16 protein-coding genes are annotated in these 16,818 nt (G+C 41.3%); 8 read left to right on the forward strand and 8 right to left on the reverse strand.

Annotation, left to right across the window (positions count from 1 at the left end; all coding sequences use genetic code 11):
* Window positions 1-28: 28 nt before the first annotated feature.
* Complete coding sequence (locus tag D0T50_RS04020) at window positions 29-424, forward strand: hypothetical protein (RefSeq protein WP_163222335.1); 396 nt, start codon at window positions 29-31, stop codon at window positions 422-424.
* Window positions 425-949: 525 nt separating this feature from the next.
* Here the strand turns inward: D0T50_RS04020 and D0T50_RS04025 are convergent.
* The gene (locus D0T50_RS04025) at window positions 950-1,654 is read right to left on the reverse strand and encodes a SprT family zinc-dependent metalloprotease (RefSeq protein WP_163222222.1); all 705 of its coding nucleotides are present in this window, start codon (window positions 1,652-1,654) and stop codon (window positions 950-952) included.
* 103 nt (window positions 1,655-1,757) lie between these two features.
* Between D0T50_RS04025 and D0T50_RS04030 the strand changes: the two genes are divergently transcribed.
* Window positions 1,758-2,504, forward strand: a complete 747-nt coding sequence (locus D0T50_RS04030) for a head GIN domain-containing protein (RefSeq protein WP_163222223.1) — start codon at window positions 1,758-1,760, stop codon at window positions 2,502-2,504.
* 27 nt (window positions 2,505-2,531) lie between these two features.
* Complete coding sequence (locus tag D0T50_RS04035; protein WP_163222224.1) at window positions 2,532-3,305, forward strand: head GIN domain-containing protein; 774 nt, start codon at window positions 2,532-2,534, stop codon at window positions 3,303-3,305.
* A gap of 15 nt (window positions 3,306-3,320) precedes the next feature.
* On the opposite strand, the gene argB is transcribed toward D0T50_RS04035, so the two are convergent.
* From argB to D0T50_RS04050, 3 genes are all read right to left on the reverse strand, one after another.
* Window positions 3,321-4,091 (reverse strand): acetylglutamate kinase, encoded by a 771-nt coding sequence (gene argB / locus D0T50_RS04040; protein WP_163222225.1) that lies wholly within the window; start codon window positions 4,089-4,091, stop codon window positions 3,321-3,323.
* The gene (speA, locus tag D0T50_RS04045; RefSeq protein ID WP_163222226.1) at window positions 4,092-5,984 is read right to left on the reverse strand and encodes a biosynthetic arginine decarboxylase; all 1,893 of its coding nucleotides are present in this window, start codon (window positions 5,982-5,984) and stop codon (window positions 4,092-4,094) included.
* A gap of 120 nt (window positions 5,985-6,104) precedes the next feature.
* Entirely contained in the window at window positions 6,105-7,613 is a 1,509-nt protein-coding gene (locus tag D0T50_RS04050) for a GH3 auxin-responsive promoter family protein (RefSeq protein WP_163222227.1), read from the reverse strand.
* Between the two features lie 167 nt (window positions 7,614-7,780).
* On the opposite strand from D0T50_RS04050, the gene D0T50_RS04055 reads away from it, so the two are divergent.
* Window positions 7,781-8,788 (forward strand): ATP-dependent 6-phosphofructokinase, encoded by a 1,008-nt coding sequence (locus D0T50_RS04055; protein WP_163222228.1) that lies wholly within the window; start codon window positions 7,781-7,783, stop codon window positions 8,786-8,788.
* On the opposite strand, the gene rnc is transcribed toward D0T50_RS04055, so the two are convergent.
* From rnc to D0T50_RS04070, 3 genes are all read right to left on the reverse strand, one after another.
* Window positions 8,747-9,430, reverse strand: coding sequence for a ribonuclease III (gene rnc / locus D0T50_RS04060; protein ID WP_239058203.1), 684 nt, complete (start codon window positions 9,428-9,430; stop codon window positions 8,747-8,749). The genes D0T50_RS04055 and rnc overlap by 42 nt on opposite strands.
* Before the next feature lie 129 nt (window positions 9,431-9,559).
* Window positions 9,560-10,822 carry a beta-ketoacyl-ACP synthase II gene (gene fabF / locus D0T50_RS04065; RefSeq protein ID WP_163222230.1) on the reverse strand — a complete coding sequence of 421 codons (1,263 nt, stop codon included), beginning with the start codon at window positions 10,820-10,822 and terminating at the stop codon, window positions 9,560-9,562.
* 15 nt (window positions 10,823-10,837) lie between these two features.
* A complete protein-coding gene (locus D0T50_RS04070) occupies window positions 10,838-11,074 on the reverse strand; it encodes an acyl carrier protein (protein WP_005844276.1) in 237 nt (78 codons plus the stop codon).
* A gap of 99 nt (window positions 11,075-11,173) precedes the next feature.
* Here D0T50_RS04070 and D0T50_RS04075 point away from each other — a divergent pair, with 99 nt between their 5' ends.
* A complete protein-coding gene (locus tag D0T50_RS04075) occupies window positions 11,174-11,797 on the forward strand; it encodes a phosphoribosylglycinamide formyltransferase (RefSeq protein ID WP_163222336.1) in 624 nt (207 codons plus the stop codon).
* Window positions 11,798-12,105: 308 nt separating this feature from the next.
* Here the strand turns inward: D0T50_RS04075 and pdxB are convergent, their stop codons facing one another.
* A complete protein-coding gene (gene pdxB, locus D0T50_RS04080; protein WP_163222231.1) occupies window positions 12,106-13,152 on the reverse strand; it encodes a 4-phosphoerythronate dehydrogenase PdxB in 1,047 nt (348 codons plus the stop codon).
* Between the two features lie 64 nt (window positions 13,153-13,216).
* On the opposite strand from pdxB, the gene D0T50_RS04085 reads away from it, so the two are divergent.
* The 3 genes from D0T50_RS04085 to D0T50_RS04095 all read left to right on the forward strand — a co-directional run bounded on the left by D0T50_RS04085 (window position 13,217) and on the right by D0T50_RS04095 (window position 16,796).
* Entirely contained in the window at window positions 13,217-14,920 is a 1,704-nt protein-coding gene (locus D0T50_RS04085) for a helix-turn-helix domain-containing protein (protein ID WP_163222232.1), read from the forward strand.
* A 449-nt stretch (window positions 14,921-15,369) separates the two neighbouring features.
* Window positions 15,370-15,681 (forward strand): hypothetical protein, encoded by a 312-nt coding sequence (locus tag D0T50_RS04090; RefSeq protein WP_163222233.1) that lies wholly within the window; start codon window positions 15,370-15,372, stop codon window positions 15,679-15,681.
* An 80-nt stretch (window positions 15,682-15,761) separates the two neighbouring features.
* A complete protein-coding gene (locus D0T50_RS04095) occupies window positions 15,762-16,796 on the forward strand; it encodes a DUF3575 domain-containing protein (protein ID WP_163222234.1) in 1,035 nt (344 codons plus the stop codon).
* The last annotated feature ends 22 nt before the right edge of the window (window positions 16,797-16,818 follow it).

Genomic DNA, 16,818 nt, shown 5'->3' on the forward strand with positions numbered 1-16,818 from the left:
ACCTTTACAAACCAAATCAGCATACGTTATGGCACATCACTTAAATACAAACAAGCAATTCATGGTAGGGAATGGCATCCTTGCCTTTGGCGTTTTTTTCATTGTAGCTATCTTTATTTATATAAGTTTACGGTTCAGCCGCGACAGAAAAGAAGAGGAGGTTTTTCCCGAAACTTACACCATTAGCCTCACTAAGGGTTTTGCGGGCGATTCGCTCTCTATCTTTATCAACGACAGCCTCTTTGTCAACAAACTGATTACAGAGGAGCCTTTCAGCTTTGACGCTGCCCGGTTTGCCGAACAAAGTGCCTTGATGATTGTGGACAACCTCACAGAAAAAATGTCGCTATTTGAGTTAAATCCTAAGGGAGGAACCATTTCGTTAATGAAAGACGAGGATGGGGTTAAGCTGCTGGCGCAATAAAAAATACCATTTCTACACTTTCCATAATGGGTTCGGAATAGCAATATGAAAGCAAAAAGCAGCTACGTACTCATGTTCTCATTAGTTCCTCTTACTATTTGACTTTTCATCGCAAAAGGATTTCTATTCCTTTTTCTTTTCGATGCCCTTTACAGGCCTTGTAGAAGAGGTAGCTTTTGGCTAAAACTGCCATAAGCATTTGCCTCAATTGCCATAAGCAACGAGAGCGAATGCCATAAGCTCTTGAGGCAATCTCCATAAGCATTTGGTGCAACTTCCATAAGCTTCAAAAGAAAAACAAACTGCATTCTAGATGCAAATGAACTGCGTTTTTAGGAAAAATCAGTTCAAAATAACCCTAAACACAGTTCATTTTCTGCGTTTTTTCCGTCCAAGATCCCTCGCGATGAATTTTATCGCATCCTTGGAGGCTTTGACAAAATGATAGTTTGATGTGTGTTACCGAAAGAGGCGATTGTAAAACAAACCGACAAAGAGCAGAGCGTCACGCACTATATTCTTAAGCTATAAATCTGTCTTAAAGTTCTTCAACTCTCTGCGAAGAGCCTCTGCTTGTTGTTCGGTTAGGCTATTCAGCAGTTTCCAAAACTTATCACTATGATTCATCTCTCGGGTGTGAGCCAGTTCGTGCAGCAATACATAGTCAATCAGGTGCTTAGGAAGTAGCATGAGGAAGCAGGAGAGGTTGATGTCTTTCTTTGCCGAACAACTTCCCCATCTTCCACGACTGGAATTAATTTTCACTGCACGATAAGGCAGGTTATGCTGCGTAGAAAGCATATACAAACGTGGCGGTAAAATGATTTTCGCATTACGCCGCAGCGCCTCGACTATTACTTTGCGTAGCCATGTTTGTAGTCCCTCATCAGAGAAATCGGCACCGGGCGGACAAATAACGTCCAGTTTACCCAGTTCGGACTTAGCCAGAAACTTAGGATGCGTACCATTCATCAAGCGTAGTTTGAAGTACTCCGCATCAATACGATAGTTCAAATTAATAGGTACGTATTTGCTTGCTGTTTTTTGTTTTGCCTTCAGCAGTTTATCCTTTACCTTCTCGATGGAGGTTTGCAACTCTCGCGCAGTAGCTCCGGGAGGAATGGTAACATAAATGGCATCGGGTTTGGTGCGAAACACAAAGTGTCTTGCACGTGGATTTATTCTTAGAATAAGCTTCCCAAGCTCTTTATCTTCTATTATATTATTCAAGATAGCTCCTTTTATAAACAAATATACACGATAATTTTAGAATTTCTGCAACTTTTCTTCAACCAAGCACGTCTAACAAATATATGAACCAAAAACGCACATTATGAAAGCAACAAAAAGCATCTATCTGTTGAGCTTCGTGGCTATATTTATCTGCTCTGGCTGTTACTACTCCGGCAATCTGAATCTGGGAGGAATCGAGCCAAGCAGCAACTATATTACACGAGAATTTAACACCCCAACCTTCAATGCAATTAGCACCTCTATTGTAGGAGACATCTATTACGAACAGTCTACCGATGGCACAACAGCACTAAGTGTTTACGGACCCGACAATATCGTCGAGCTGGTAACAGTAAGTGTAAAGAACGGAGAGTTGAAGGTAGAAATGAAAGAAAAGATTAAAATAAGGAACGTGAAGAACTTCAAGATAACCATCTCTTCTCCCGAAATAGACAATATTACATTTAAAGGTGTGGGCGATTTTATTACTAAAAACGGCATAACCGCCAACAAGCTTTCCATCTATAGCAGTGGTGTAGGCGATATTAATATAAGAGGCATTGTGTGCAACAAACTCACCGCGCACTTAGAAGGTGTAGGAAACATAAACCTGAAAGGAGAAGTTGCAGAAGCCATTCTTTCATCCAAAGGTGTGGGAAACATCAAAGCATCCGATTTAATCAGCAAATCGACCAACGCCACAGTGAAAGGAGTAGGTGACATTTCGTGCTTTGCATCGGAAAAGATAAAAGCAAGCGCACTTGGCGTAGGAGGCATTCGCTACAAAGGTAACCCCAAAGAAAAAGAACTCAAGAAAAAAGGAGTAGGTTCTATCAAAGGAGAATAATGTTTAACCAAATAAAACTGTATGATTATGAGACGCATTTCATTGATTATCCTTGCTGTAACATGTATTATTGCCGCTACAACCGCACAGGCACAAACAGTAACGGCAAGCAAAAAGTACATTACCAAAACCGTAAAGGCAGACAACTTCCATAGCATTGTAGTAAATGGCAGCCCTACTGTTATCTATCAACAAAAAGCAGGCGCTCCCTCTATCGAGATTTATGGCTCGGACAATATTGTTCCGTTGATAGAAACATCCGTAAAAAATGGTGTGTTAACTGTACGGTTCAAGAAAAATACCAGCATCAGGAATGTACAAAAGCTGGAAGTCAGAGTAACTTCTCCCCGATTAATAGAAGCAACCGTAAAAGGATCGGGAGATATCGAGATGCCCAAAGGGGTAAAAGTTGACGGGAAGTTTACGCTATTAGTAAATGGTTCGGGAGATATAAACGGACAAAACATTATTTGCGAAGAGTTGGTTGCAAAGGTAAGCGGATCGGGAGATATTGAGTTAAAGGAAACCGTTGCAACCATCATAAAAGCATTGGTAGCAGGGTCGGGTGATATAGATTTGACAGGAAAGTGCGAAACGGCTATTTATGAAGTGGCTGGGTCGGGAGATATAAACGCAACAAGATTAAAAGCCACTCATGTTACAGCCAATGTAAGAGGGTCGGGAGATATTGAGTGTACAGCTATTGAAACGCTAACAGGTTCATCCAAAGGTAGCGGAGCAGTAGAGTACAAAGGAAACCCGGAGGTTAATTTTAGCGGAAAAGGTCTTTCCAGAATGTAAGTTTACCGGGGCGCGCTATTTCCGTATGCGCGTCCCCTCTGCTCCCCCAATAGCCGAAGCCAAAGTAATAACTACTTCAGACACTCCTGCGTTTATTGCATCAAAGGAGTTTTCCAGCTTGGGAATCATGCCGCCCTGTATCGTTCCATCAGCAACGTATGCCTCAAACTCTTGGCGGTTAATGTGGGGAATAACACTATCATCATCGTGTTCATCGCGCAACACACCCTTCTTTTCAAAGCAAAACACCAGTGTAACATCAAAGTGAGCAGCCAAAGCTTTGGCTGTTTCTCCGGCAATGGTATCGGCATTGGTGTTAAGCATATGACCATTGCCGTCGTGTGTAAGCGGAGCCATCACAGGAACAATGTCTTTGCGGATAAAGTCGGCAAGCAACGCACCGTTTACTTGCTTTACATCGCCAACGAAACCATAATCTATTTCCTTTACAGGACGTTTTTCTGAGCGGATTACACCCATATCGGCACCGGTTAGTCCTAACGCGTTTACTCCTTTGGCTTGCAAACCGGCAACAATGTTCTTGTTGACAAGTCCGCCATAAACCATAGTCACAACTTTCAGGGTTTCGGCATCGGTAATTCGACGCCCGTTCACCATTTTGCTCTCTATACCAAGCTGCGCGGCTAACTTAGTTGCCGAACGCCCACCACCGTGTACTAATACCTTGTAGCCTTCTATATTGGCAAAGTCGGCAAGCAATTGGTTCAGAGTATCTTGCTCTTCTACAATCTTTCCACCGACTTTGATAACTGTTAGTTTCTCCATTTATTCTAAATATGTATACCCGTAAAGTCCCGAACGATAGTTAGACAAGAACTCTTTTCCTTCTTCAAGCGAAATCTTTCCTTCTTTTACCGATTTTGTAACCCACGTCTCTAACGAGCGAACCAATTTCTTGGGGTTGTATTGTACATAGTCAAGTACTTCGGCTACGGTCTCACCATCAATAATTTGTTCTATATTGTATCCTTTCTCGTTTACGGATATATGTACTGCGTTAGTATCGCCAAACAGATTATGCATATCACCCAATATCTCTTGGTAGGCACCTACAAGGAATACCCCCATGAAATAAGGTTCTTTGGATTTAAGTCCGTGAACAGGTAGATAATGCGATACGTTTTTGGTAGAAATAAAGTTTGCAATCTTTCCATCCGAATCGCAGGTAATGTCTTGCAACGTTGCCGAGCGGTCTGGGCGTTCATCCAACCTATGAATTGGCATAATAGGGAAGATTTGGTCAATAGCCCACGAGTCGGGCAGCGACTGAAACAGTGAGAAGTTGCAGAAATATTTATCGGCAAGCATCTTCGACAACCCTTTGAACTCATCGGGTACATGCTTCAATCCTGCGGCTATCTGGCTTACTTCACGGGTAATAGACCAGTATAAACGCTCTATTTGCGCGCGTGTTCTTAAATCAACAATACCATGGCTAAACAAGTCGAGCGATTCCTCGCGTATTTGCTGCGCATCGTGCCAAGCCTCAAGCATCTTATTTTGATTCAACGTATCCCAAATGGAATAGAGCTCTTTTACCAATTCGTGATCATCTTCGGAGATAACTTCGTCATTGCCAAACTCGGGTACACTGGTTGTTTCAAGCACTTCGAACACCAACACCGAGTGATGTGCCGTTAATGCCCGCCCACTTTCGGTTATGATATTAGGATGTGGTATACCGTTTTTGTCACTCGCATCTACCAATGTAGAGATCGAGTCGTTTACATACTCCTGTATAGAGTAGTTTACGCTACTTTGGCTATTGGACGAGCGGGTACCATCATAGTCTACACCAAGTCCACCACCAATGTCCACAAACTCTACTTCAAAACCCATAGAATATAACTGCACGTAGAACTGAGATGCTTCGCGCAAAGCCGTCTTGATACGACGTATTTTTGTTACCTGACTGCCAATGTGAAAATGAATCAACTTCAGGCAGTCTTTCATTTCTTTCTTTTCCAGAAAGTCAAGTGCTTCGAGCAACTCACTTGATGTCAATCCAAACTTACTTGCATCGCCACCCGAGTCTTCCCATTTTCCACTTCCCGATGAAGCCAGTTTGATGCGAATGCCTATATTAGGACGAATATTGAGCTGTTTCGCTATCTTAGCTATCAGCTTCAATTCATTCAGCTTCTCTACTACCAAGAAGATGCGCTTACCCATTTTTTGTGCAAGCAACGCAAGCTCTATGTAACTTTCGTCTTTGTATCCGTTGCAGATAATGAGCGAATCCGAATCGGTGTTAATAGCAATTACCGCATGAAGTTCGGGTTTTGAGCCAGCCTCCAATCCCAAGTTAAACTTTTTGCCGTGGCTGATAATCTCCTCCACAACCGGGCGCATCTGATTTACTTTTATCGGATAAATAATAAAGTTCTGTGCTTTGTAACCATACTCTTCAGAGGCTTGCTTAAAGCACAACGATGTTTTCTCGATACGGTTATCCAGAATATCCGAGAAGCGAATAAGCATGGGAAGCGCTACATCACGCAGTTGCAGCTCATCGATAAGCTCTTTCAAGTCTACCCCTACTCCATCTTTGCGTGGAGTAACTACTACATGTCCTTGCTCGTTAATACCAAAGTAAGAGATGCCCCATCCTGTGATGTTATAAAGCTCCTCAGAATCTTCAATACGCCATTTTCTCATTTCCTATGTACTGCTTGTTTTAGTGTAATTAATGTGGCAAAAATACACATTAATATTAGAATTGGATTATATTTGTCTAATAGATACCTTTTTCGCCTATGCGAGAAGATTTCTTATAGCTTACTTGTTCAGCGTCAACATTTCTTCAATGTGGCTACGGTCGTTGCTTAGGCGTGGAACCTTGTGCTGACCGCCTAACTTTCCTTTTTCCTTCAGCCAATCGTGGAACAAGCCTTCCCGGGCTATTACAACTTCAAGTGGTTGCAAGGCTATGTCTTTCCAGCGCTTTGCCTCGTAGTCGGAGTTTACTTCTTTGAGCGTCTTATCAAGTATCGCGGCAAAGTTCTCAATAGAGTCAGGCATTTGAGCAAATTCAATCAGCCATTGGTGACGACATTTAGCATTTTCATCCATAAATACCGGAGCAGCAGAATATTCACAAATCTGCGCGCCTGTTTCCGCACAAGCTTTGGCTAAACCTTTTTCCGCATTGTCAATGATTAACTCCTCTCCAAAGGCATTGATAAAATGCTTCGTTCTTCCGGTAATAACAAATTTGTAGGGTTTGTTGTTGGTAAAGCGCACGGTGTCGCCAATCATATATCGCCATAATCCACAAGAAGTAGAGATAATCATGGCGTAATTCTTATTGAGCTCGACTTCTTCTAAGCAATAAACACGTGGATTCTCTTTATCAAGATCTTCGAGCGGCATAAATTCATAGAATATACCATAGTCAATCATCATTAACATAGAAGGGTCAGAAAGGTCATTTTGTGTTCCAAAGTACCCTTCGGATGCATTATAAGTCTCTACATAATGCATATTCTTTGAGTGTATGATTTGCTTATATTGCTCTCTGTAAGGAGTAAAACTAACCCCACCATGAAAGAAGACTTCCAGGTTTGGCCAAACTTCCTCCAATGAAGTCTTACCTGTTTTTTCTAAAACACGTTTGATAAGTACAAGAAACCACGAAGGAACTCCAGAGAGGCTGGTAACATCTACATTGATTGTAGCATTGGCTATAGCTTCAATTTTGCTTTCCCACTCGTCCATCAATGCTATTTTCTTACTGGGAACACGCAGGAAATTAACCATAGGGGTTACGTTCTGTATCAAAATAGCCGACAGGTCTCCAACCAATCCGTGTTTCAAATTATCATTCGGGCGATGACTACCACCAAGAATAACACCTTTCCCCGAGAAGAACCTGCTTTCGGGGTTCATGCGTAGATACATGGCTACAGCATCCGCACCACCTTTATAGTGTATATCATTCAGGGATTCTTTGCTAATGGGAAGAAACTTACTTTTGTCGTTGGTAGTTCCCGAAGACTTGGCAAACCATTGTATTTCCGAAGGCCAGATCAAATTCTTTTCACCGGCTCTCATTCGCTCTACGTACGGCTTTATGTCATCATACATTTGTACCGGTACGCGTTCTCGAAATTGGTCGTAATTAGATATGGATTTATAGTCGTATTTGTTCCCCCATTCTGTATTTTTTGCCTTATTCAACAGCTTCATCAGCACGTTATTTTGTATCTCTCCGGATCGCGAAGCATACAAATCTATTTCCTTCAGTCGGAGGGCAAAAACCTTACTTATACCTTTGGTTATATTCATTTCAATAATCAGTGTAATGTTTGGCTGCGCAAAAGTAACTTTATTTATCTTTTTTTCCTACCTTTACTGCGGAAACAATCTCAAAAAGTGTTCATTTTAAGCTTTTTATATTCAATTAGAGTGTTTTCGGAAGTAAGTATTTGGGCTTTTATTCATCTAAGTACGAAATGAAAATAGGTATTCTAACTTCAGGAGGAGACTGTCCGGGAATCAATGCTACGATACGCGGAGTCTGCAAAACAGCTATCAATCATTATGGAATGGAGGTCATTGGCATCAACGATGGTTTTCAGGGGTTATTGAACAAGGATATACAAGTTCTTACGGAGAAATCTTTATCGGGTTTGCTCACACAGGGCGGTACTATTCTTGGCACCTCACGCGAGAAACCTTTCAAGAAGAGAGGAGCCGACGGGATAGACAAACCTGCTATTATAGCTCAAAACATACACGAATTGGGACTGGACTGTGTAGTCTGTATCGGCGGAAATGGTACACAAAAAACGGCTGCCAAGTTTGCCGAGATAGGTGTAAACATTGTCTCTATCCCCAAAACAATCGACAATGACATTTGGGGAACAGACTTCTCTTTCGGATTCGACTCTGCTGTAAGTATAGCTGCCGAGGCTGTAGACCGTTTGCACTCCACAGCCAGCTCGCACAAACGTGTAATGGTTATGGAGGTTATGGGACACAAAGCAGGTTGGATAGCACTTTATTCGGGCATGGCAGGTGGCAGCGATATCATTCTTCTTCCCGAAATACCTTACACAATAGATAATATAGCCAACGCAATAAGCGAACGATTTAAACAAGGAAAAACATATTCTATTATTGTTGTTGCCGAAGGAATTCAAACACCTAATGGCGAGAAAGCGGCATCCTACATCACAGAAGAGATAGGAAAGAGAACGGGGGTGGAAACACGCGAAACAGTATTAGGATATATCCAACGCGGCGGTTCCCCTACTCCTTTCGACCGGAATCTGGCAACTCGAATGGGAGGTCATGCTACCGAACTGATTGCTAACGGCGAATATGGATGTATGGTTGCTCTATCGGGCAATGACTTTATCTCATTACCTTTGTCGGAAGTAAGAGGAAAATTGAAACTGGTTACAGAAGACCATGATTTAGTTATCCAAGGTCACCGAATGGGAGTCTGCTTCGGTTAGTTCTTTTGCTTCGTGTATGCGAAGAACGAATTTATGAGAAGATTTAATTTGCTTCAGCGCCATCTCGGCGGCGTTTTGTTGCGATTCTTTTTTAGAATAACCATTTCCCTTACCGGCAGATATACCTTCTATCATCACTTCTGTATGAAAAATGGGGTTACTCTCGGCATCCAATGATTGTTCTATTAATTCAAAAGAGACTGCTACCTTATTCTTTTGACACCATTCAATTAATTTGGACTTGAAGTTAACCTCTTTACGCGACAACTTATCTATATCGATATGCTTCCCGATTATTCTTTCTTCGAGAAACTTCTTGCATTGATAATATCCCTGATCTAAGTAAATAGCACCGATGAATGCCTCGAACGCATTACCATACATATAGCTATTGTGTGAAGAAGAACGGTTGGAATACTTAATTAGTTTGTCTAATCCAATATCTACAGCAAGCTGATTGAGTGTTTCGCGTTGCACTATTTTCGAGCGGGTATTGGTAAGAAAACCTTCTCGCTTTCCTTCAAAATGGCTATATACCACATCGCCAATAATAGCGTCAAGAATAGCATCTCCCAAAAATTCCAAGCGTTCGTTATTAAGATAGCGTCCTTTTTCCGAGCGTACAGATACTGACTTGTGCATCAGCGCCTGATGATACAAATTTATATTGCGTGGATAGAATCCCAGTATCTTATAAAAACAAAAATAAGACTCTCTGTCCCTATGGAACAGGAGTCTTATTTTCTGTATAGTATTGCGTAGCACGACTAATTACTCTGCGTATTTTTTGAAAATAGCACAAGCATTATGACCGCCAAATCCAAATGTATTGGATAACGCTACATTCACTTCACGCTCTTGCGCTTTGTTGAAAGTATAGTTGAGGTCATAATCAATGTTTTCGTCGTTATCTCCTTCGACATGATTAATTGTTGGAGGCACAATATTATTCTTGATAGCAAGAATACTTGCGATAGCCTCAACAGCACCAGCAGCACCAAGTAAGTGCCCAGTCATTGATTTTGATGAACTAATGTTCAATTTGTACGCATGATCTCCGAATACTTCTTTGATCGCTTTCACTTCCGACACATCGCCAACAGGCGTTGATGTACCATGCACGTTGATGTAATCAACTTCTTCCGGTTTCATACCCGCATCTTCCAACGCATTCTTCATCACCAATTTAGCTCCAAGTCCTTCGGGATGAGAAGCTGTCAAGTGATAGGCATCTCCCGAAAGCCCGGTTCCAACTATTTCGGCATAAATCTTAGCGCCACGAGCTTTTGCATGTTCCAGTTCTTCCAGAATCAAACAACCGCCACCTTCGCCCATCACAAATCCGTCACGGCTTGCGCTGAATGGGCGCGAAGCAGCTTTAGGGTCGTCGTTACGGGTAGATAGCGCGTGCATAGCGTTAAAACCACCTACACCAGCAGCAGCAATAGCAGCTTCGGAACCACCTGATACAATTACATTACATTTCCCCAAACGAATCAGGTTAAATGCATCGGCAATTGCGTTGGTCGAAGTAGCACATGCCGAGCATGTAGCATAGTTAGGACCATGAAAACCATACATGATTGATATTTGACCGGCTGCGATATCCGAAATCATCTTAGGAATAAAGAAAGGATTGAATCGTGGACCTCTCTCTATGTTGGTAGCATAGTTGCTTACCTCCTCTTCGAAAGTTTTAATTCCACCAATACCAGCGCCAAATATAACACCGATTCTATTCAAGTCTTCTTTCTCAACATCCAAACCAGAATCCGTTACCGCTTCTTTGGCTACAGCAATGGCGTACTGTGTATACAGGTCCATTTTGCGAGCCTCTTTGCGATCAATGTATTGGGTTGCATCGAAGTTCTTCACTTCACATGCAAATTGGGTTTTAAATAACGATGCGTCGAAATGAGTAATAGGTCCTGCCCCGCTAACACCATTTACAAGGTTGTTCCAAAACTCTGGAACGTTATTGCCAATGGGGGTAACAGCGCCAAGACCTGTTACTACAACTCTTTTCAATTCCATATAAAGAAATATAGATTACTTAGCGTTTGCTTCGATATAAGAAACAGCGTCACCTACAGTTCCAATTTTTTCTGCTTGATCATCTGGAATAGAAATACCAAATTCTTTTTCGAATTCCATGATAAGTTCCACAGTGTCAAGAGAGTCTGCTCCTAAGTCATTTGTGAAGCTAGCTTCAGTTGTAACTTCTGATTCCTCTACGCCTAATTTATCGACGATAATAGCTTTTACTCTTGATGCAATTTCAGACATAACTTTGAATTTTTAATTAATAAATAGATTTATTTCTTTAAATTTGCGGTTGCAAAGGAATGAATATTTATTGTTCCAAACAAATATTTGAATAACAAAATACGATTTATTGCACATTTTTCACTCTTTTGTGCAGGTCGTTTACTTCAAACAAAGATGAATATAGCCATTTTAGCGTCTGGTTCGGGCTCTAATGCCGAGAACATTGCAAGACATTTTAGTAATAACAAAGAAGTTCGGATAGCACTCATTATCACGAATAAAAAGGATGCGTATGTATTGGAACGCGCGCGTACATTAAATATAGCATCGCTAATATTTCCTAAAGAAGAGTGGATAACCGGTGAGAGAATTATGGAGGCCTTGATAGATCATCATATCGACTTTGTAGTGTTGGCAGGTTTTCTATTGCGTATTCCCGATGTACTTTTACATAAATATCCCAACAAAATCATAAACATCCACCCATCGTTACTGCCTAAGTTTGGTGGAAAAGGTATGTATGGCGACCGTGTGCACCAAGCTGTGGTAGCAGCACAAGAAAAAGAAACAGGTATTACCATTCATTACGTCAATGAATATTACGACGAGGGCGAAGTCATTGAACAAATTACTTGCCCTGTGCTTTCTACTGATACTCCCGAGCAAGTTGCCGAAAAAGTTCATGCCTTGGAGTATGCCCATTTCCCAAGAGTTATAGAGAAAATACTCTTTAATCACTAATCTCGCAAAAAAATGCTTATGGCATTCACACCGAATGCTTATAGTATTCACCTTGAATGCTTATGGTATTCGCCTCAAATGCTTATAGCAGAAGAGTCGTTTGCTATAAGTAAAATACCAGTGAGTTTAGTATTAAAACTCACTGGGAAATATGACAAAACTCAGTGAGATATTAACAAGAACTCAGTCATAATATTCTCCAAATGTAGTTTGAAGGAATAGGTCTTCACCTTCACATATCGATGTAAGTCACACAGTGTGAGCCGTTTAGGCGTGAAGACCCCCTCCCTTAGGTCTTCACAAGGTCTTCACCGGTTTTTTTTGAATGTATAAGCACTCTTTTCTCTTCGCAACGGATAGTCCCCTCTGAATTTTTCAAAAAGTTCAGGAGCTTCCTTCAAGTTGTTACTATCTATAGCCGGATTGTATATTTTTAGTAGTGCCTCGCTCCAAGAAGTAGCTTCAATAGTGCTTTCTGCAGGTACTGGAGGGTTTATTTCGTAATGAAAGGAGCGCCCAAAATGTTTACAAAGTGCTTGTAAAGACATTCTGGTAGCATTAGCTTTGCCATCGGCAGAATAGCCCGCAATGTGGGGTGTGGCAAGAAAAGCTTTCTGCAACAGTTCCTTATTAATATGGGGCTCTTCCTCCCAAACATCAATAATGGCTTCGCTTACCACTCCTTTTCGCATCGCATTTAGCAATGCTTGTGTATTTACCACTTCGCCACGTGAAGTATTAATAAGAACAGGCTTTCTAACGAGTTGCGCAAAAAAGCCTTCATCAGCAAGGTGGAAGCTTTTATAAATCCCTGTCCGGTTGAGTGGTGTATGAAAGGTAATAACATCGCACGTACGAGCTATCTCTTCGAGCGTACTATATTGTTCATCCGGATGCGCAGTTTGCAACGGTGGGTCATTCTTCAACACTATCATACCATGTTCTTGTGCCATTTTTGCAATACGACTACCTACATTCCCTACTCCCACAATACCAATACGCGCCCCCTCCAAACAGAAAGAGCGTTCTTGTTGCAGCAATAAAAGGCTGGACTCCACATACTGCGCCACCGAATCGGCGTTACAACCGGGTGCATTAACCCACACAATGCCTGCCGCCCTGCAATACTCCGTATCTATATGATCGTAACCAATGGTGGCGGTAGCTATAAATTGCACACGGCTACCTTCGAGTAACTCCCGGTTACAAAGTGTGCGTGTACGAACGATGAGTGCATCGGCATCTTTTACCAATTCGGGGGTAAACTTATTGCCGGGTGCAAATACAACTTCGTCGGCAATGTGCCGAATTGCTTCTTCAATATAGGGAATTTTATCATCGACGATTACCTTCATGCCAATACTTTTGTTATATTTGTGACTAAATGCTATAAAGCATCATTTAAACAATGACAAAGTTATGAAAACATTTGCAGCTACCTGTCGTATCATCTTGATAATTCTCCTTTGCTCATCTGCATTATCTGCACAAGCAGCTACCCGCGAAGAAACAGAAAAAGAACTCCTTGCCAAAATGCAAACGCAATCTGGTGACGATAAATTCGAAACAATCTTTGACCTCATGTTGCTTTTCGAAGGCGAAGAGAAAATGCTGCATTACATAGACATGATGGAAGAGTATGCCGAAGAAATTTCTGACACTCACTTCAAAGGTAGTGCACTTATCATGCGCGCCACTTATTATTTCAACTGGGGCAATCTCGAAACTTTTTATCAGCATGCCGAGATAAGCAAGGAGTATTCGCTAAAGCAAAATGACTTGACGGCCTACTTTGCTATTGAAACCTATGTGATAGAAAAACACATAATAGCCGGAGAGTATGAAACTGCACTTCGCATCACCAAAGAGATGTTAAAACTGGCAGGAAAATACAATAATATCTATGGAGAGGTCAGTGCCTATACAAGTATGGGTGATGTATATACCGCCGAAGGCTATCACAAAGAAGCATTGAATGCATTTGAGAAAAGCTACGAACTACTGCTGCAATGGGAACGAGAGGATAAAGAACAACACATACTAGAAGCAGGAATTAAAATTATTAACGCTGCTTATAAAGCTAAAGAGTATGAAAAAGCACAGATATACTGCGAAAAACTTCTGGCTCACGACAATTCCTTTAGAGATTTAATCTCCCGCGACTACGAAAAATATATCTATGGATATTACGCGGCGCTTCACATTCAGAAGAACGAACTACCCAAAGCATGGGAATTACTTCAAATAGCAGACACAATACCTCATAATTTAGAGCACACCAAGCTATTACTAAATTCGGTTTATGCTTTTTATTACAACGCTACAGCCCAATATTCCAAAGCGTTAGAGCACCTCAACAACGAATTTGATGCCTACACCGAAAATGATATGATAATCGGCAACATTGAAGTTATGCGCATGAAAGCAGATATACTTAACAACATGGGCGAATACAAACAGGCATTTAATCTCATACAACAAGCAGGAGCACTATCCGACTCACTTGCCGCGACACGGATTGCTGCACAGTTGAGCGAATTTCGCACTATCTACCAACTCGACCGCATAACATACGAAAAAGAAAGACAGCAAATCATCATGTGGGCAGCCATAGGTGGATGCCTGCTACTTGCCACATTGGCTATTATTTCTGTTGTTTACTCACGTAGACTGTATCGCAAAAATCTATCGCTTTATAAACAAATCAGCGAACGAAACCGTAGCGACAAAGAGGCTTTTGAAGCGGAAACACAACTTGCGCCCGAACAACTTTCTCGAGAGCGAAGACTCTACATCAAGCTACAACAATTACTGGAAACAGATAAGCTCTTCACCCAACCCGAGTTTGACCGTGCAAAAATAACGGAGCAACTGGGCACCAACCGAAAATATCTTGCCGACGCGGTAATGAAAGAAACCGGTTTAACCTTTAGCCTCTTCATTGCCGATCTTCGCCTGAAGTATGCGCTCGAATTACTGGATAAAGAACCCAACCTTACTCTCGAAAGCATTGCCATGGATTCGGGGCATGGCTCTTACTCTTCGTTTTTCCGCGCCTTCACACAGAAGTATGGCATGAGCCCATCGGAGTATCGTAAGTTTGCAGCAAAAAAGACAATGTAGAAGTCATAGAGTCCGCACATACCCTATAATAGTAAATATTATTTATACCAAAAAACTTCTTGCAAATCACCACTTGCAAATGCAGCATTTGTCGTAACCGAAATGCTGCATTTCGATTAAGCGGTTTGCTGCATTTCGAAGTCATCAAATGCAGCATTTACAAAAAGCCTCTTACAGCACCTCCTAAAAGGGATTATTTGTAAACAATTCGCGATTTCCGCAAATTTGTTTACAACAAGGAGTTAAGATAATAATTTACATGTTTGGCCAAAATCCACAAGCTGATTCAAGAAGTGTATATTAAAAGCTAAATCCCACAAAACGTTTAACTAAAAAGAGGTATTTCTTCAATTTCTTTCACTTTTTGCAGATTTGACAAGTTGTTTTGCAGATATGCCAACACTTTTGCTCTGTGTTATCTTATTTTTGATACACAAATAAACGGGAGCATGAAGCATACTTATCTTTATAATCAAACCGAAAAGGAAACCCTTTGTTGGGTATATCTGCTGGAGCTGAAAAACAAATCCTTTTCTATATGCTATACACGTAACCTTTACAGGGAGCTACAGAGCCTCTCGAAGAGTATTCGCCTGGTGTTTTACCGCAGTTTCACCAATATAACCGATGGAATTGCCTACAAACTTCTTTTAGAAAACCTATCGCCTACAAGCATATATTACGTTATCACTGCACACAATCCTCTAAATGAAGATTTGCGCAAAGATTTTATCAACGAAAGCGAAGGAAAACAAAACTAATAAATCTAAAAAACAGCGATGAAATGGATATGAAAATCAAATCAATGAATAGAAAACATCTACATTTTAACACCAACAACATGAGAAACAAAATTTATGTGGTTTGCTTGCTGCTACTACAAGCATTAGTCGCTTTTCCTCAAGACGACAATGAAGCGCAACAAACCGGAACACGCTTCTCCTTCAAGTTCTTACCCGAGAATGACATCTTTTATGTTCCTTCGTGGAATAACGGACAAGAATTGGAGAAACTTTGCGAACTTATCTCTCAGCACGATAAGAAGATAGCAAATGGGGAAATACCGATACAAGTAACAGGTTATTGTACTTCGCTTAGCGAAGAGACAGAAAACCTAAAAATGGCAAAAACACGATCAAACCGTGTAAAAACTGAATTGATTCTGCGTGCCAATATGCGCGAAGAAAACTTCAGAACAACCAACCATGCCACAAACTATAATGGCATGAAAGATGTGGTGATTGTGTCCATTACCATCCCGAAGAAAAAACAGGAAGTGGTAGTGAAAGAGGTAAAACGCGAAGCAGAACCACCCAAAGAAGAAAAGAAAGAAGTGATTACGGTAGTTACAGAAGAAACAATCGAAACACCGATGGAACTTCCCAAGGTAAAAAGCAACTATGCGCAACTAAATCTGCACTTCAACCTATTGCATTGGCTCACACTTACACCCGATTTGGGTTTGGAACTAACCCTCAACCAACAGCTTACGCTCTTGGTACGTGGTACTTACACAGATTGGTCGTGGAAAGACGACGAACGTAGTTTCTACTTCTGGCGATTGAACCCCGAAGTGCGTTACTACTGGAAGCCACAGCGCAGTTTCTACACCGGTGCCGAATTTCATACCGGTTCATTCGATATAAAGCTAAACGATACCGGACGCAAGGGCGACTTCATTGGTGGAGGTTTAACCTTCGGGTATGTACTATATGTAAACAACTCATTGGCTTTCGACTTCAATCTTGGTCTGGGTTATACAAAGTTGGATTATGACAAGTATGTACTCAAGGGCTATAACGTGGAATCACGCAAGCGTAACGTGTGGGGACCTACCCAAGCGGGCGTATCACTGGTATGGAAGATTTGTAAGTAATAGTAATATAAAACAAGATAAT

The sequence above is a fragment of the Bacteroides sp. 214 genome, assembly GCF_010501015.1.
In the GTDB taxonomy this organism is placed as follows: Bacteria; Bacteroidota; Bacteroidia; order Bacteroidales; family Bacteroidaceae; genus Bacteroides.

Coding starts and splice junctions, on each gene's coding strand:
- D0T50_RS04085 (WP_163222232.1), top strand. CDS start 13,217: ATGAAAACATTTGCAGCTACCTGTCGTATCATCTTGATAATTCTCCTT.
- D0T50_RS04030 (WP_163222223.1), top strand. CDS start 1,758: ATGAAAGCAACAAAAAGCATCTATCTGTTGAGCTTCGTGGCTATATTT.
- D0T50_RS04070 (WP_005844276.1), bottom strand. CDS start 11,074: ATGTCTGAAATTGCATCAAGAGTAAAAGCTATTATCGTCGATAAATTA.
- D0T50_RS04095 (WP_163222234.1), top strand. CDS start 15,762: ATGAGAAACAAAATTTATGTGGTTTGCTTGCTGCTACTACAAGCATTA.
- rnc (WP_239058203.1), bottom strand. CDS start 9,430: ATGCACAAGTCAGTATCTGTACGCTCGGAAAAAGGACGCTATCTTAAT.
- speA (WP_163222226.1), bottom strand. CDS start 5,984: ATGAGAAAATGGCGTATTGAAGATTCTGAGGAGCTTTATAACATCACA.
- argB (WP_163222225.1), bottom strand. CDS start 4,091: ATGGAGAAACTAACAGTTATCAAAGTCGGTGGAAAGATTGTAGAAGAG.
- D0T50_RS04035 (WP_163222224.1), top strand. CDS start 2,532: ATGAGACGCATTTCATTGATTATCCTTGCTGTAACATGTATTATTGCC.
- D0T50_RS04050 (WP_163222227.1), bottom strand. CDS start 7,613: ATGAATATAACCAAAGGTATAAGTAAGGTTTTTGCCCTCCGACTGAAG.
- D0T50_RS04055 (WP_163222228.1), top strand. CDS start 7,781: ATGAAAATAGGTATTCTAACTTCAGGAGGAGACTGTCCGGGAATCAAT.
- fabF (WP_163222230.1), bottom strand. CDS start 10,822: ATGGAATTGAAAAGAGTTGTAGTAACAGGTCTTGGCGCTGTTACCCCC.
- D0T50_RS04020 (WP_163222335.1), top strand. CDS start 29: ATGGCACATCACTTAAATACAAACAAGCAATTCATGGTAGGGAATGGC.
- pdxB (WP_163222231.1), bottom strand. CDS start 13,152: ATGAAGGTAATCGTCGATGATAAAATTCCCTATATTGAAGAAGCAATT.
- D0T50_RS04090 (WP_163222233.1), top strand. CDS start 15,370: ATGAAGCATACTTATCTTTATAATCAAACCGAAAAGGAAACCCTTTGT.